Origin of the sequence: Anabaenopsis sp. FSS-46, from assembly GCF_029891665.1 — a bacterium.
Taxonomy (GTDB): Bacteria; Cyanobacteriota; Cyanobacteriia; order Cyanobacteriales; family Nostocaceae; genus Anabaenopsis; species Anabaenopsis arnoldii.
This window is the reverse complement of record NZ_JANQDG010000135.1, coordinates 21905-38400: the sequence shown is the minus strand read 5'-3', so window position 1 is coordinate 38400 and position 16496 is coordinate 21905. Positions and strand designations below refer to the sequence as shown.

Here is a 16496-nt window from a genome sequence, read left to right as displayed (position 1 = left end):
ATTGCTTGGTTTTCGCGTTGGCAATAGTCTTAATTCAATACTTGATATCGTAGGATTATATATCAAGTGGGCGATTTTCTTAACTCACTTATGTCAATACTTGTCAACATAAGTATAGTTTTGTCTATAAAATAGTCAGATTAGGACTAGCTCACCCGGGAAGTTGCCACTTCCTCACAATTATGCCTTCAGTATGGAAAATCAGATCATTAAGTCATTAAGTGCAACTTTTAAGCTAATCAAAGCGATTAAACTAGATTAACTACGGCATCCGTCAATTCTGACTCCTCAGAAAGCATGATTTCATCATGGGTCACGGTGAAGGCAGTTGCTTGCAAAGCACGCAATAAAATATTGCGTGCGCCATTTACATCACGACAAATCTGTATTCCGCAATGTGGACATTTAAAAACTTTGTTCCCACCTAATTTATAGTGAACATGACCGCAGTTACCACAGGTTTTTGATGTATATGATTCGTTTTCGAGGATAAACCGCCTTTGACCTCCTGGTGTACGGATTGCTTTAAGCTTGCCTTCGTTTTCCCATCTCCTGAGACTGGAGACATGGACACCAAGGATTTTAGCTGCTTCCTTGGGAGTGACATGGTGCATTAAGACCTCATTAAATCAACTACTTTTAGTCTAGCGTGAGTTAATATTATTTAATCGCTTTAAGCAAATAAGTTACAATTACTTACACGTCTTCCCGATTGCTAACCTTGAGAATTACTCACATCATTAGCTATAATTCCCAGTAAATTCAATTGGCTCAAAACTTCTATAGCTGGCTTCAACTGGTTGCTAGTCACCTGACCAATACGCGCCACCATGACAATTGCTTGACAGCATGATGCCAAAATTCTGGCATCCACGGTGCCTAAAATCGGCGGTGCATCGATGAGGACTAAATCATAGGTTTGCTCAAACAACTTTAGCAGTTCTGCCATTCGGTTGTGACTCAGCAATTGAATTGTGTCCTCCGGTGTCGGGCCAGCAGTCAAAATATCAATAGAAGGGTGAATGGGTTGGATATAATCTTGGACTTGGGTATTTGTGTCATCAATTAATAACAGAGATAGTCCCCAGTCATTACACAGTTGCAAATTTTTGTGTATGTGAGGACACTGCAAGTTAGCGTCAATCAATAAGACGCGCCGGTTCATTCGCGCAGCACTTGCAGCTAGTCCCAGGGCCAAGGTGGTCTTACCTTCTCTAGATATTGCTGAAGTTAACATCAGGGACTTGTAGGCGTAAGGATGCTTGAATATTTGAAGGTTTTGGTATATAATATTTAGGTTTTCGTGGCTAGGTAACCAGGCGCTACTTTCTAACAAAGGGACAGCTAAATTTTCCTGTTTGCGCCAAAACCAGCGAGGTAAACCCTTCTTGACACTAGAGAGCGCCAATTTTGGCACTGACCCCAATATTCTCAGCTGCGTCAGCTTCTGTAATTCTTTGACAGAATATATAGTGTAATTCAAGATTCCCCAAATCAGGGACAGGGCAATACCTGCAATGGGACTAACTACAACTCCCCCCAGTAAAAGTGTTTTTCTCCGGTCACTTGTGGAAGTTCCCAAACCTGCTTCCTCTAAAATTTGCCAATTAAACCCCCCCTGAGAAATCTTTAATCCCAAATACTGCTGGGTCTGGACTAATTGCTGAAGTATCTTGCGTTGAGTTTCTACTGCTGGTAGTAGGCGGTTGTACTCAGCTATAAGGCTGGGGTATTTGCTCAGTTGGGACTTGAGTTGTTTCTCCGATTCAGATAAACTATTTTCATGAGCCTTTAGTCCTTGTAGAACTGTTTGCACCTGAATAAATTCTTGCATCAGGGTAGGATTAACTTCTGCTGCTTCTCCTTGTGTCAAGGGTAATTTTTCGGTGTCACTAACATTTTTAATATCTTTGACATCTACCAATTCTTTGATTTCTTGCTCTAACAGCGCTTTTTGACTCTGATATTGCTGTCTGAGTCGTTCTAAGATTGGCGACTCCTCTGTATACCGCATTTCCTCCCTAGCAATGGCTACTTCAGTGTTTTGAACTGCACCCAATAGGGATTGGTAACGAGTTGATTGGTTTAAACGAGAAGCAATTCTGGCCTTCTGGGATAACTCAGCGATTTTTTGTTCTAGGTTATTGTACCGAGCTTGTACATCTTTAATCTGTGCGCGGGTAATTTGTTGCTGTTTGTCAACATCAGCAAGAGATTCTAGCAGGATTTTACTTTGTACTTCCGGGTCAAGTATATTATGCTGTTTGCGGAAATCTTCTAACTTTTTCTCAGCTTGACTCAGCTCTTTTTTGGTCTGAGGTAAGCGTGCGCTAACAAAACTCAGTCCTTGCTTCAGTCGTTCTTGTTGTTGCTGTGTATTATACTGTAGATAAACTGTTTGTAGAGCTTGCAACACTCTTTGTGTTTTTACTGGGTCATTAGCACTAAAGGAAACCTCAAATATTTGACTATGACCTTGATAAACTCCAGAGATGACTGGTAATTGCTTGACTAACAGACCTGTTTTTTGATTGTCTCTATGGTAGCCTTTAATATCTTCTAGGGTAATATCTGGATAATCAGAACGCAGAATATCTACAGCTTTCTGTATCAATTTAGAACTCACCATCAGTTTCATCTGATAGCTGTGATCAAATACTGGTGGGTTGGCTGCGGTTAAGTCATTATTTGTACTTAAGGAACTATTATTTACTCTAACTCCCTCGTATAAATTGGAGTGTACCAATATCTGCATGGAGCTTTGATAATTCGGTTTGATATTGAGAGCCAAGTAGCCAGTCACTGACATAAATATGCAGGAAATACCTAAGCAAAAAAAGCGCCGGCGAAGTAAAATTTCAGGTAGTCTTCTGACATTAACTGGTTTTATTGAAGAGTAATGAACCAGTTGGTTTTGATTCATACTTGTGTTACTCACTATCAAATTCCTCTAATATATAAATCCACCGAACGCTATATATGGAAGATTATCTTGTCGTTGCTAAAAAAAATGATGTTTTTTCACCCTATAGATTCACTATTTTACTAGAGGTTTATGATTTGTATTATGAAGATTGTGTATAACCCATGATGAAGCTATTTTTGTGACTAAATACCGTAAGCGGCGATCGCGTTATGCTGAAGGTAATCGCCTGGGTTCTTATACTCTCAGAGGATGTTTGTCAAGTCATGATTAGTGTATCAACTATTGTTTGACCCCACCCTAACCCTCCCCTTGTCAGGGGAGGGGATTGGATTTGATTGTTTCAGTTCCCCATTCCCTGTTCCGGTGTTCCGGTGTTCCGGTGTTCCGGTGTTCCCTAAGATAAAAATTACCTGTTTAATACTTTCCCAACATCCTCTTACAATTAATTAAGGGTGGGTTGCTCATGGCTTACCCACCCTAGTGATTAGCTTAATAAGGCCACTTCCAATCGCGAATTTCCGGCATATCTTCGCCGTGTTCCTGAATGTATTGCTTATGTTCAATCAGCTTATCTTCTAACATCTGTTTCACATAAGCAGCTTTATAACCTAGTTTTGGCACGCGGTCAATGACATCCATCACCAAGTGGAAGCGGTCAAGGTCATTGAGCACAACCATATCAAAGGGGGTGGTAGTGGTTCCCTCTTCCTTATAACCGCGCACGTGTAAGTTTTTGTGGTTGGTGTGGCGATAGGTCAGACGATGGATTAACCAAGGATAACCATGGAAAGCAAAGATAATTGGTTTATCAGTGGTAAAAATTATATCAAATTCTTTACCGCTTAAACCGTGGGGATGCTCAGTTTGTGGTTGTAGTTTCATCAAGTTGATGATGTTGACCACCCGCACCTTTAATTCTGGGAAGTACTGACGCAGAATATCGACTGCGGCTAAGGTTTCTAAGGTGGGAACATCCCCAGCACAAGCCATAACTACATCTGGTTCACTCCCTTGATCATTGCTAGCCCATTCCCAAATACTCAGGCCTTTGGTACAATGCTTAATAGCAGCGTCCATGTCTAAGTATTGCAATGATGGCTGTTTTCCAGCAACTATGACATTGACATATTGGCGACTTCTTAAGCAATGGTCTGTTACCGACAGCAGAGTATTAGCATCGGGGGGAAGATAGACGCGGATAATCTCGGCTTTTTTGTTAAGTACATGGTCGATAAAACCAGGGTCTTGGTGAGAGAATCCGTTATGGTCTTGTCGCCAAACGTGAGAGGTGAGTAAATAGTTAAGGGATGCAATCGGTCGCCGCCAGGGAATATGATTAGTAGTCTTGAGCCATTTGGCGTGCTGGTTAAACATCGAGTCGATGATGTGGATAAACGCCTCATAGCAGGAGAAGAAACCATGACGACCTGTAAGCAGGTATCCTTCTAACCAGCCTTGACAATTGGTTTCACTGAGCACCTCCATCACCCGACCATTGGGTGACAGTTTCTCATCTTCTGGGAGGATATCCGCTACCCACGTCCTATCTGTCACTTCTAGCACCGCACCCAGTCGATTTGACGCGGTTTCGTCAGGGCCAAATACCCGAAAGTTGCGGCTTTCTGCGTTGAGTTGCATCACGTCCCGCAGGAACTCTCCGGCTACTTTGGTAGCTTCCGCATAAGTTGTCCCTGGTTTGCTGATCTGAACAGCATAGTCTGGGAAGTCGGGCATTTTCAAGTCCCGTAGGAGAATACCGCCGTTGGTATGGGGATTGTCCCCCATGCGTCGATGTCCTTGGGGCGCTAGTTCTGCTAATTCGGGGATGAGTTTACCGTTAGCATCGAAGAGTTCTTCGGGTTTGTAACTCTTCATCCAGTCTTCTAGTAATTTCAGGTGTTCTGGGTTCCCGACTACATTACCAAAGGGTACTTGATGCGATCGCCAATAGTCCTCGGTTTTTTTCCCGTCTACTTCTTTAGGTCCTGTCCAACCTTTGGGGGTTCTCAGGATAATCATCGGCCACTGGGGACGTTTGCTAGTGTGGCTATAACCATGTACCCTAGCTTCTCTTTGGATGCTGTGGATTTGGTCGATCGCAGTTTCTAAAATTGCCGCCATTTGCTGGTGGACATCCCCAGGGTCACTACCTTCTACAAAGTAAGGTTTATAACCATAACCTAAAAATAGGTTTTCTAATTCTTCATGACTCAACCTAGCCAAAACCGTGGGGTTAGCTATTTTATAGCCATTGAGGTGTAATATAGGCAGCACTGCACCATCATTCACAGGGTTAAGAAACTTGTTAGAATGCCAACTGGTAGCTAAAGCCCCCGTTTCCGCCTCTCCATCACCCACAACCGCCGCCACAATTAAATCAGGGTTGTCAAAAGCAGCACCATAGGCATGAACCAGAGCATAACCTAATTCTCCCCCTTCGTGAATTGAACCAGGGGTTTCTGGTGCAACATGGCTAGGAATACCACCGGGAAAAGAGAACTGTTTAAACAGTTTCTTCATTCCCTCTACATCTTGGGAAATGTTGGGGTAGTATTCGCTGTATGTCCCTTCCAGGTAAGTATTAGCGACTAGTCCCGGTCCCCCATGACCAGGACCTGCGATATAAATCATATTCAGGTCATACTTTTTAATTACCCGGTTGAGATGAACATAAATAAAGTTCAGCCCTGGTGTTGTTCCCCAGTGTCCTAATAGTCTGGGTTTAACGTGTTCAGATTTTAAAGGTTCTCGCAGTAGGGGATTATCAAACAGATATATTTGTCCAACCGAAAGATAGTTAGCAGCACGCCAGTAAGCGTTTATTTTCTCCAGTTCTTCCCCGGCTAAAGGCTGCATTTGTGCGGGACTCGCTAAAGTCATATCAAACTCCATTGCTAAATTTTTTTGCTAACTCCATGGGTTTATCGTCAGCAAGACTTCTGAACTAACGACAAATTACCCGAAAATCTCATCGGTGAATTTACTTCTACAATTAGGGAGTTTTTAACAATTCTGACAGGATAGTTTTCTAATGATTTCTCTCCACAACCGCAACAGGAATACATTATTAACCTTCTGTTAACTTTCTCTGCTGTCTCCATGAAACACTAACAGATTTACTCTAGTATAGAAATATTTTTAATGTTTATTTTAAGTTTGATTTCCTGATCTATATTCAGCATAGAATAGTACCTGATGTTCCCCGGAAAATATCCTCAGTTGACAATTGATAATTATTACTTTTGCTAGATGCACATTTTCAACTGGTAATCATGAGTTTAAGTATTGCTGACTGGTATAATTATCAATATTGGTATATCAGTACTAATATAACTGTTGCAAAAATAGTATTATGAAGAATTGCTGCTAGTAGACTATTACCCAGCCGATATGTTAGATCACACCCCATGCTTAAATGGCCATCTTCCTCACGCTCACGACAACAGTCAAAATACTATTCGCATTCGGGGTGCTAGACAGCATAATCTCAAAAATATAGACTTGGAATTACCACGCGATCGCCTGATTGTATTTACTGGGGTTTCCGGTTCCGGTAAATCTTCCTTAGCCTTTGATACCATTTTCGCCGAAGGTCAACGGCGTTATGTAGAGTCCCTGAGCGCCTACGCACGGCAATTTTTAGGTCAATTAGATAAACCGGATGTCGAAGCCATCGAGGGGTTAAGTCCGGCCATTTCCATTGACCAAAAATCTACTTCCCATAACCCCCGTTCCACCGTGGGGACAGTCACAGAAATTTACGATTATTTACGCCTCCTGTTTGGTCGTGCTGGTGAACCCCATTGTCCCATATGCGGGCGCTCCATTGCCCCCCAGACCATTGACCAGATGTGCGATCGCATTTTGGAATTACCAGACCGTACCCGGTTTCAAATTCTCGCCCCCGTAGTCCGCGGGAAAAAAGGGACTCACCGCAAGCTGTTATCGAGTCTCGCTGCTCAAGGTTTTGTGCGGGTGCGTGTAGATGGGGAAGTGCGGGAACTCTCCGACTCCATAGAACTAGATAAAAATATTACTCATACCATAGAAGTTGTCATTGACCGCTTAGTAAAAAAAGACAGTATTCAAGAGCGTTTAGTAGATTCTCTTTCTACGTGCCTTAAACAGTCCGGTGGTATTGCCAACATCCTGGTCAGTCACAGCGAGGAGCAAGAAGAAGAATTAGTATTTTCAGAAAACTTCGCTTGTCCAGTCCATGGGGCGGTAATGGAAGAATTATCGCCGCGGTTGTTCTCCTTTAACTCCCCTTATGGTGCTTGTCCCCATTGTCACGGCATAGGCAGTTTAAAAACATTTACCCCAGATTTGATTATACCTGACCCGCAATCGCCAATGTATGCAGCGATCGCCCCCTGGTCGGAAAAAGAAAACTCCTATTATCTAGATTTGCTATATACTTTAGGACAAGCTCACGGGTTTGAACTCCAAACCAAGTGGAATCAGCTAACAGCAGAACAACAGCAAACCGTGCTGTATGGGGAAAACCAGGAAACAAAGCAGAATTTTAAAGGTGTAATCCCCATTTTACAACGGCAATACGAGGGGGGGTCAGACTTAATTAAGCAGAAATTAGAACCCTATCTCATTGACCAACCCTGTGAGGTTTGTGGAGGAAAACGCTTAAAACCCGAAGCTTTAGCGGTACGCTTGGGACAATATGGTATTTTAGACTTAACCGGGGTTTCGATTCAAGATTGCCAAACCAGAATTGATCAGTTAAAATTAAGCGATCGCCAACTGCAAATTGCCGACTTAGTTTTAAGAGAAATCAAAGCCAGATTGCAATTCTTACTAGATGTCGGCTTAGATTATCTCACCCTTGACCGTCCCGCCATGACCCTTTCCGGTGGGGAAGCCCAACGCATTCGTTTAGCCACACAGATAGGTTCTGGTTTAACAGGGGTACTCTATGTTTTAGATGAACCCAGCATCGGTTTACATCAAAGAGACAACGGCCGCTTACTCAAAACCTTAACCAAATTACGCGAGTTAGGTAACACCCTCATCGTCGTAGAGCATGACGAAGAAACCATCCGCGCTGCTGATCACATCGTTGATATTGGACCAGGTGCAGGAATCCACGGCGGAAATATTACCTCTCAAGGCGACCTAGAAACCCTACTCGCAGCAACAGACTCTTTAACAGGTGCTTACTTATCGGGGAGACGAGTAATTACCACCCCAGCGCAACGAAGACAGGGGAACGGACGCAGTTTAGTAATTAAAAACGCCCATCGCAATAACTTAAAAAATATCGATGTAGAAATTCCCCTAGGTAAACTGGTCTCCGTCACCGGTGTTTCTGGTTCCGGTAAATCTACCCTCATCAACGAACTACTTTATCCCTCACTACAACATCATTTAACAAAGAAAGTCCCCCTACCCAAACACTTACAAGAAATTCAGGGATTAAACGCAGTAGATAAAGCCATTGTCATCGACCAGTCACCCATAGGACGTACACCACGCTCCAACCCCGCTACCTATACAGGTATTTTCGATGCAATTCGAGATGTATTTTCCCAAACAGTCGAAGCCAAGGCCAGGGGATACAAACCCGGACAATTTTCTTTTAATGTCAAAGGTGGGCGTTGTGAAGCTTGTAGCGGTCAGGGTGTCAATGTCATTGAAATGAACTTTCTCCCAGATGTGTATGTACAGTGCGAAATTTGCAAAGGCGCAAGATACAACCGGGAAACCTTACAGGTGAAATACAAAGATAAATCCATAGCAGACGTGCTGAATATGACCGTCGAGGAAAGTTTAGAGTTTTTCCAGAACATCCCCAAAGCTTTTACCCGACTGCAAACTTTATATGATGTCGGTTTAGGTTACATCAAACTCGGACAACCTGCTACCACCTTATCTGGAGGGGAAGCCCAACGGGTGAAATTAGCCACAGAACTATCTCGCCGCGCTACAGGTAAAACCCTGTATCTCATAGATGAACCCACCACCGGATTATCCTTTTATGATGTCCATAAATTATTGGATGTATTGCAAAGGTTAGTCGATAAGGGTAACTCCATCTTAGTCATTGAACACAATTTAGATGTCATTCGTTGCGCTGACTGGGTAATTGATTTAGGTCCAGAAGGTGGGGATAAAGGCGGCGAAATCATTGCAGTGGGGACACCCGAACAAGTTGCAACCAATCCTATTTCTTATACAGGACAATATCTACAGCAGGTGTTACAGCAGTATCCAGCGAGTTAAAAAAAATAGAAAAAAAATTAATATGACAAAACACTAGCCATCCCCAAAACTCTATGCTATGCTAATAAACGATGAATAAGCATGGCTCAGTAGCTCAGTTGGTTAGAGCACGGGACTCATAAGCCTGGGGTCGTTGGTTCAAATCCGACCTGAGCCATTAGAGTAATTTTTAATGAATAACTCCTTACCCTTGGCTGCCCTACCCTGCTTGTAATTGTTCATACCATATTGTAATTCCCACTCAAACAGGTAAGAGTCTGGAAAGTTTTCTCTGATTTGAGGGGAATCATCGTAAGTGATTAACCAAGGGTGAGCGCATCCTCTGACCAATTCCCCAAACCTTTGATGATTAAAACAGGTGTGCAAATCACCATCTTTACCATATAACCTGGATTTGGTAGCAGTAAAATAAGGCGGGTCTAAAAATATAAATACATTTTTACCCTCTGCTTTCAATAAGTCACCATAATCCAAGTTAGTAATTTTCACATCATCCGTTAAAATCTCCCCTAACTTCTCTAGGCGGTCTATCGAAGAGTCAGTAAAGCGTTTATCAAAAGCTTGCTCAGAAAATCCCCCAGATTCTACAGTACCAGAAAATGTAATTCTATTGAGAACAAAAAAGCGTACTGCCCTGTCAAAGTCACATAAGTTATTGCTGTCTATAGTGGTTAATTCTGCAAAAAGGATTTTACCATCTGTATATGTCTGCTTAATGTGACGGATTTCTGTCAACAGACGGCGTAAATCGGATTTTGCATATTTCCAAAACAGATATAACTCGCGGTTTAAATCATTAATCCAAATTTTCAGATAGGGATATTTTTGTTTCAAGTATATAAATACAGAACCACCACCCACAAAAGGTTCTCGAAATTCTGAAAAGCTTTCTGGTAAGTGTGCTGTTATTTCCTTAATAGCTTTTGACTTCCCACCAGGGTAACGCAATGGACTTTTGATCATAATTATTGGAGCGTAAGATCCCCGACTTATTACATAATTGACATCATCTCATATAACTTGTCCAGAAGTCGGGGATCTGTGTGACTCAAAGATCATGTATTTGATCATCTTCACCGGGCGATCGCGCTGCTGTAAGGCGATCGCCATTCTATATACCCCCCTCACCTTTTGATGCTACATGGGAATCCGGGGGTTAGAAACCCCCGTCTCAAAGCTAAAGTCAGATAAATCTGACTAGAAGATCATGTATTTGATGATCTTGACGGGATGCGATCGCGAAGCGCTGCTGTAAGCCATATACCCCTATCTCTTTGTAAGGTGAGGGGTCAATACTACTCTAAAATTTTTATATTCTCAAAAATCTATCTTTGGATAGATGACAAGATTACCTAAATAGTATTACTGAGGGTGAATAAAATAAATGTGTCATTTATTTTATTATGTCCAGAGCGTGGTATTATAAATTTCATCTATTTAAACTTTTGCTGTTTCTTCTTACAAGTACGCATACCGTTAAATATTGAACTAACCATCAAAGGTAAAACCCATGCAATTAATAGGACTAACTAGGACTGTAGCCCTAACAACACTGACATTCACCCTCAGTGCTACCGCATCTTGTAGTCAGACTAATGGAAACAGCTTTAAAGATACTCCAACACCTGACAGTCAAGGTCTGTCTAATCGCGTTTTAGCTGTAACTTATACCAGTGAAGGTAGTAATGTTTTCTATGGACAGGGAAATTTAGACTTAGCTCTGTTTAATTTCAACCAAGCTATTACAATTGATCCTAATTATGCTCTTGCTTACATCCTTCGCGGTAGTGTTTACCGTAACCAGCAGAACTGGGATTTAGCTTTGGCTGATTATAACAAAGCTATTGAACTTGATCCTAATAATGCTCTAGCTTACACCGGTCGCGGTAATCTTTACGCTGACCAGGAGAAATGGGATTTAGTTCTGGCTGATTTCAACCAAGCTATTACAATTGATCCTAATTATGCCGGTGCTTACATCATGCGCGGTAATATTTACCGTGACCTAGGAGACATCAACAAAGCCAGGGAAAATTTGCAAAGAGCAGCGCAATTATACCACAATCAAGGTGATACTGCTGGTTATGAAAGAGCAATTATGATGTTATACGGCTTGTAGCTGCAAAAATACCTGAAACTAAGCACTGCAAAGATTTTAGAGAACTGTTCGCCCTTGTCTTGATGAGAAAAGCTAAAAAGCCAACTCGCCAACCCTGTAACCAGGAAGGTCAGCTAATGGCACTCCACAAAAGTTGGCAAGCGGTAAAACTGGTTTAAACTACCCAATTTTTGACATATGCCCAGTCAACCCTTGCCAACGATAACCTCAAAAGTTCTTGCCTAACGAATAAATCTGAGTAAGATCCCCGACTTCTTACATAATTGACATCATCTCATATAACTTCCCCAGAAGTCGGGGATCTGTGGAGGTGAGTAAGATCCCCGACTTCTTAGATAATTGACATCATCTCATATAACTTCCCCAGAAGTCGGGGATCTGTGTGACTCAAAGATCATGTATTTGATCATCTTCACCGGGCGATCGCGAAGCGCTGCTGCTTGCAGATCGCTCTGGGTTGAAAAATTCCCTTTAATGCTACACAGAGATCCGGGGCTTAGAAACCCCCGTCTCAAAGTTAAAGTCCACTGCAAGTGGACTAGTGAGTTACCTAGAATACCCTACCGTCAACAGTCAACAGTCAACCGTCAACCGTCAACTAGTCCGTAATCCCAAGGTTAAAAATTAGCAGTTAATTATTTACATGGGTGAGAAATAGTGATACATTAGCCTTAATTGGCTAATATTGCTACCAATAGCCCAAATATTCAAGAATATTATCTAAAATTTCCTTTGACAACTTTAATATCCCTGTGATGAAAAAATACTTAACAGCACCCTTAACAGCCCTAGCTGCAGCCTTGAGTATATCTAGTATCTCTGTCATTAATACCCAACCCACAGCCGCCCAAACCCTGGAGTTTTTCTGTGGTGCTAGGTGGAATAAACAGGGTAATGTCGCTCGTCCCACCACCGTGGTACGCCACAGTACTGGAAATATACCCATTATTAACTGGACTGCGAGCAGTAGAGTAAACGACACCTGGACACCCCTAAACCGTTGTCAGGCTGTATCTCAACGGTTTAACACATTGAATCGTCAAGGTAAACTCCAATACCTGGCACTGGGAAGGTTAAATAATCAACCTGTCATCTGCGGTTTAGGTTCCGGTGAACGAGGCTGTAACAATCATAATCTTTTACTGACAGTCACCAACGGCCAACATCCCCACAAGTTACTAGATGAGCTATTAAATACCCGTACTAGTGCCTCCGGTAGGGAAGTTTATCTTAGTGGTAATGATGCCGGTAGGGTAGAAATCAAGGACAATACTGATGGGGTTGTCAGGGTGAGCATGGAAGATATTATTAACGCTCACTTGTCTGTTTCTAATCCTGCTACTCCTAGTTACAATTATAATCCCCCACAACCTGAACCTCAGTCAGACCGGATTTGGTAAACTAAAACTCTTGAGAGGCGTACACAACAGTGTGGAAAAAAACAACCAACTGGTTACAGTCAGCGCCGCCATCACTCCTGGGGTGTTTGGGGTAATCGATACCCTACCACTTCTCCCATTGGGAATAATCCCTATGTATTTACCAATCGCCTCTGTTAACCCCTAGGAAGTAACCGCTATTAGTCCACAAAGCTGGGTTATCCCCATCAGTGATTTTTCCCCTACCCCGTGACCCAAAAGTGATGGATTACCCATGAGATTTACCCCAGAACTAGCAGTAATTTTAGGTGCTACCACAGCGGCGGTAGTGCATTTACAACCAGTGTTAGCTCTCAACTCCGTACAAATATCAAGGTTAACAGCAGCAGAAATTAACAACATTGCCCGACAAGTCACCGTCAACATTGCCGGCTTGGATGGTAAGGGTTCTGGGGTAATAATTAATCGCCAAGGTAATGTGTATACCGTCCTCACTGCCTTTCATGTTGTAGCAAAGTCAGGCGACTATCGGGTAATTACTGGCGATAGGGAGAGCCACACCATTAACCAAATTGAGCGCCTACCAGGATTAGATTTAGCCATCATTAGTTTTACCAGCCCTAAAGAGTATAGACTGGCATCCGTAGCAGATTCCCGGACAGTGAACAATGGTTCCCCCCTATATTATGCCGGGTTTCCCGCCAACCCTAATCCTAGACAGTATAGGTTTACAGAAGATCAACTGACATCCCGCAGTCAGGGAGAAAGGGAGGGATACGACTTAATTATGTCTGGTAAACCCCAACCGGGAGTCAGTGGGGGTCCAATTTTTGACCAGCGGGGGTTTGTCATTGGTATTTATGGTAAAGCGGAACTGGGTTCCACAATAAAAGAAGGTGTGCTAGGTATCCCCATAGAGAAAATCCCTGACCTCTCCCGACGGGCGCGGGTAATTACCTGGTCAAGTTCGAGCCTAGTTAAAACCATCACCGGGCATTCAAGTTATGTTTACTCAGTAGCATTCAGCCCAGATGGTCGCACCTTAGCTTCTGGGAGTGGGGATAAAACCATCAAACTGTGGGATGTCGCGACCGGGAGGGAAATCGCCACCCTCACCGGACATTCAGATTCGGTTAGGTCTGTAGGATTCAGCCCGGATGGTCAAACCCTGGCTAGTGGGAGTGGGGACAAGACTATCAAACTGTGGGATGTCGCGACCGGGAGGGAAATCGCCACCCTCACCGGTCATTCTGAAGCGGTTAGGTCTGTAGGATTCAGCCCGGATGGTCAAACCCTGGCTAGTTTGGATAACACCATCAAACTCTGGGATGTAGCCACCCGTCGAGAAATTGCCACTCTCACGGGACATTCAAGTTCGGTTTGGTCTGTAGCCTTCAGCCCGGATGGTCGCACCTTAGCTTCTGGGAGTTGGGATAGAACCATAAAACTGTGGGATGTAGCCACGGGGGGAGAAATCGCCACCCTCACGGGACATTCATCTTGGGTTTTTTCAGTAGCCTTCAGCCCGAATGGTCGCACCTTAGCCTCTGGGAGTTGGGATAGTACCATAAAACTCTGGGATGTAGCCACCCGTCGAGAAATTGCCACTCTCACGGGACATTCAAGTTCTGTTAGTTCAGTAGCCTTCAGCCCCGATGGTAGAACCTTAGCTTCTGGGAGTTGGGATAGTACCATCAAACTGTGGGATGTCGCCACCGGGAGGTTAATCGCTACACTCACGGGACATTCAGATAACGTTAATTCAGTAGCCTTCAGCCCCGATGGTAAAACCTTAGCAGGGAGTTATGATAACACCATCAAACTGTGGCAACAAAGTACAGTCACCGCAGAAACTGTTACCCCGGTGAATGTGCTGGTTAATGACAGATCCCAAAAAATCACCGTGCGCCTGGAAACAGCGCTGGGTTCGGGAATCATCATTAATCGCAGGGGTGACACCTATACCGTCCTCACGTCCCATCATCTGATAGCCCCACACCAGACTGTCACACTCACCACCCCCGACGGTCAACAACACCAGTCCGTACCTAGGGGTCGTTTAGGCAACTTAGATTTAGGTCTATTACAATTTACTAGCAAGAATAATTATGACACCGCCCTGGTGGGAGATGCCAGCGCAGTCCCCACAGGGGCAACGGTATACACCGCAGGTTATCCCATACCCGGTCAGAGTAATCCTCATGAACGTCCTTATTTTTTACATCCAGGTAAAAAAAGACCAGACCAAGAAGGCGAGTATAACCTGCAACTAGAAGGTCAAGCCCGACCGGGGTTAACAGGTGGTCCCATCCTCAATGAGTGGGGATTTGTGATTGGTATTTATGGTCAAGCAGATTTAGTGGATATGTATCAGCAGGGTATTTCCCTGGAAAGGATACCCAATTTACAAACCATCGCCACTGTAGTTACCTGGGCTTATCCTACCCTAGCCAGCACCCTCACTGGATATTTACCAGTGTTCAGACTGGATGGTCTCACCCCAAAGCCGACCGAGGTTGCTGGTCCGTACCTGTTATTAGCGTTCAGCCTGGATGGTCTCACCCCAGTGTTCAGCCCGGATGGTCGCACCTTAGCCTCTGGGAGTTGGGATAGAACCGTCAAACTGTGGGATGTAGCTACCCGGCGAGAAATCGCCACTCTCACGGGACATTCATTTGTGGTTACTTCAGTAGCCTTCAGCCCGGATGGTAAAACCTTAGCTTCTTCTGGGAGTGTGGATAGAACCATCAAACTGTGGGATGTCGCGACCGGGAGGAAAATCGCCACCCTCACCGGTCATTCAGATTCGGTTAGTTCTGTAGCCTTCAGCCCGGATGGTAAAACCTTAGCTTCTGGGAGTGTGGATAGAACCATCAAACTGTGGGATGTAGCCACACGTCGGTCAATCGCTACACTCACCGGTCATTCTGAAGCGGTTAGGTCTGTAGCATTTAGTCCGGATGGTAAAACCTTAGCTTCTGGGAGTGAGGATAACACCATCAAACTGTGGGATGTAGCCACAGGTCGGTCAATCACCACTCTCACGGGACATTCAAATAGGGTTAATTCAGTAGCCTTCAGTCCCGATGGTAAAACTTTAGCTTCTGGGAGTGAGGATAACACCATCAAACTGTGGGATGTCGCCACCCGTCGGTCAATCGCCACCCTCACGGAACATTCAGATGGGGTTCGTTCAGTAGCCTTCAGCCCCGATGGCCGCACATTAGCATCTGGGAGTGGGGATGGTACCATCAAGATTTGGCGGGGGCGTTAATCCTCATATCCCCCACTTCTGACCATAATCTTGTCAGGTAACCATAAATCTCTATAGAAGTCGGGGATATTGGCCGTGGGGTGAATCCTCATATCCCCCACTTCTGACCATAATCTTGTCAGGGTTGTTAACGGTGGTCGGTGAGCGGAGTCGATAGCGATAGCGTGGCGTTAGCCATACCGTTGACGGTGGTCGGTGAGCGGAGTCGATAGCGATAGCGTGGCGTTAGCCATACCGTTAACGGGTCAGGGGTCAGGGGTTAAGAGCTACGACAATCGGGAACCGGGGGTTAGAAACCCCCGTCTAATAGCTTAAGTCGGATAAATCCGACTACGTGTTAAATATAACATTATAAATCAGGTTAACAATCATTGCCTAGAGTATTATATGTAACCTACCAGTCCACTTTTAGTGGACTTTCGCTATTAGACGCTTAATTTATTCCCCGGCTGCACTTTCGCTATTAGACGCTTAATTTATTCCCCGGCTGCACTGAGCAGCAGCGCCAATGCGATATGCTTGCAGCAGCCCTTCGCGATATGCTTTTGCAGCAGCGCCAAT

At 44.0% G+C, this 16496-nt stretch carries 10 protein-coding genes and 1 tRNA gene; 7 read left to right on the top strand and 4 right to left on the bottom strand.

Annotated elements, in window-relative coordinates; translation table 11 throughout:
* Positions 1 to 248 precede the first annotated feature (248 nt).
* From NWP21_RS16745 to NWP21_RS16735, 3 genes are all read right to left on the bottom strand, one after another.
* Positions 249 to 614: a zinc ribbon domain-containing protein gene (locus NWP21_RS16745; RefSeq protein WP_280793550.1), complete on the bottom strand. Its 366-nt coding sequence runs from the start codon at positions 612 to 614 to the stop codon at positions 249 to 251.
* A gap of 101 nt (positions 615 to 715) precedes the next feature.
* Complete coding sequence (locus tag NWP21_RS16740) at positions 716 to 2938, bottom strand: polysaccharide biosynthesis tyrosine autokinase (RefSeq protein ID WP_348519784.1); 2223 nt, start codon at positions 2936 to 2938, stop codon at positions 716 to 718.
* Between the two features lie 477 nt (positions 2939 to 3415).
* Positions 3416 to 5806, bottom strand: coding sequence for a phosphoketolase family protein (locus NWP21_RS16735; protein ID WP_280793549.1), 2391 nt, complete (start codon positions 5804 to 5806; stop codon positions 3416 to 3418).
* A gap of 510 nt (positions 5807 to 6316) precedes the next feature.
* Here NWP21_RS16735 and uvrA point away from each other — a divergent pair.
* The gene (gene uvrA / locus NWP21_RS16730; protein WP_280793548.1) at positions 6317 to 9163 is read left to right on the top strand and encodes an excinuclease ABC subunit UvrA; all 2847 of its coding nucleotides are present in this window, start codon (positions 6317 to 6319) and stop codon (positions 9161 to 9163) included.
* A gap of 83 nt (positions 9164 to 9246) precedes the next feature.
* A tRNA-Met gene (locus NWP21_RS16725) sits at positions 9247 to 9320 on the top strand.
* Here the strand turns inward: NWP21_RS16725 and NWP21_RS16720 are convergent.
* The gene (locus tag NWP21_RS16720) at positions 9302 to 10126 is read right to left on the bottom strand and encodes a DNA adenine methylase (RefSeq protein ID WP_280793547.1); all 825 of its coding nucleotides are present in this window, start codon (positions 10124 to 10126) and stop codon (positions 9302 to 9304) included. The two genes, NWP21_RS16725 and NWP21_RS16720, sit on opposite strands and share 19 nt — an antisense overlap.
* A 547-nt stretch (positions 10127 to 10673) precedes the next feature.
* Between NWP21_RS16720 and NWP21_RS16715 the strand changes: the two genes are divergently transcribed.
* The 5 genes from NWP21_RS16715 (at position 10674) to NWP21_RS16695 (ending at position 15935) form a co-directional block, all read left to right on the top strand.
* A complete protein-coding gene (locus NWP21_RS16715; RefSeq protein ID WP_280793546.1) occupies positions 10674 to 11282 on the top strand; it encodes a tetratricopeptide repeat protein in 609 nt (202 codons plus the stop codon).
* A 396-nt stretch (positions 11283 to 11678) separates the two neighbouring features.
* Positions 11679 to 11891 (top strand): hypothetical protein, encoded by a 213-nt coding sequence (locus NWP21_RS16710; protein WP_280793545.1) that lies wholly within the window; start codon positions 11679 to 11681, stop codon positions 11889 to 11891.
* 146 nt (positions 11892 to 12037) lie between these two features.
* On the top strand, positions 12038 to 12682 hold the full coding sequence (locus NWP21_RS16705) for a COP23 domain-containing protein (RefSeq protein ID WP_280793551.1): 645 nt from the start codon (positions 12038 to 12040) through the stop codon (positions 12680 to 12682).
* A gap of 31 nt (positions 12683 to 12713) precedes the next feature.
* The gene (locus tag NWP21_RS16700) at positions 12714 to 12848 is read left to right on the top strand and encodes a hypothetical protein (RefSeq protein ID WP_280793544.1); all 135 of its coding nucleotides are present in this window, start codon (positions 12714 to 12716) and stop codon (positions 12846 to 12848) included.
* Between the two features lie 87 nt (positions 12849 to 12935).
* Positions 12936 to 15935: a trypsin-like peptidase domain-containing protein gene (locus tag NWP21_RS16695; protein ID WP_280793543.1), complete on the top strand. Its 3000-nt coding sequence runs from the start codon at positions 12936 to 12938 to the stop codon at positions 15933 to 15935.
* Positions 15936 to 16496: the final 561 nt, after the last annotated feature.

What these genes read in the sequence shown, in the direction of transcription:
- NWP21_RS16745 (WP_280793550.1), bottom strand. Translation starts at nt 614, where the DNA reads ATGCACCATGTCACTCCCAAGGAAGCAGCTAAAATCCTTGGTGTCCAT.
- NWP21_RS16735 (WP_280793549.1), bottom strand. Translation starts at nt 5,806, where the DNA reads ATGACTTTAGCGAGTCCCGCACAAATGCAGCCTTTAGCCGGGGAAGAA.
- NWP21_RS16695 (WP_280793543.1), top strand. Translation starts at nt 12,936, where the DNA reads ATGAGATTTACCCCAGAACTAGCAGTAATTTTAGGTGCTACCACAGCG.
- NWP21_RS16715 (WP_280793546.1), top strand. Translation starts at nt 10,674, where the DNA reads ATGCAATTAATAGGACTAACTAGGACTGTAGCCCTAACAACACTGACA.
- NWP21_RS16705 (WP_280793551.1), top strand. Translation starts at nt 12,038, where the DNA reads ATGAAAAAATACTTAACAGCACCCTTAACAGCCCTAGCTGCAGCCTTG.
- uvrA (WP_280793548.1), top strand. Translation starts at nt 6,317, where the DNA reads ATGTTAGATCACACCCCATGCTTAAATGGCCATCTTCCTCACGCTCAC.
- NWP21_RS16720 (WP_280793547.1), bottom strand. Translation starts at nt 10,126, where the DNA reads ATGATCAAAAGTCCATTGCGTTACCCTGGTGGGAAGTCAAAAGCTATT.
- NWP21_RS16710 (WP_280793545.1), top strand. Translation starts at nt 11,679, where the DNA reads ATGTATTTGATCATCTTCACCGGGCGATCGCGAAGCGCTGCTGCTTGC.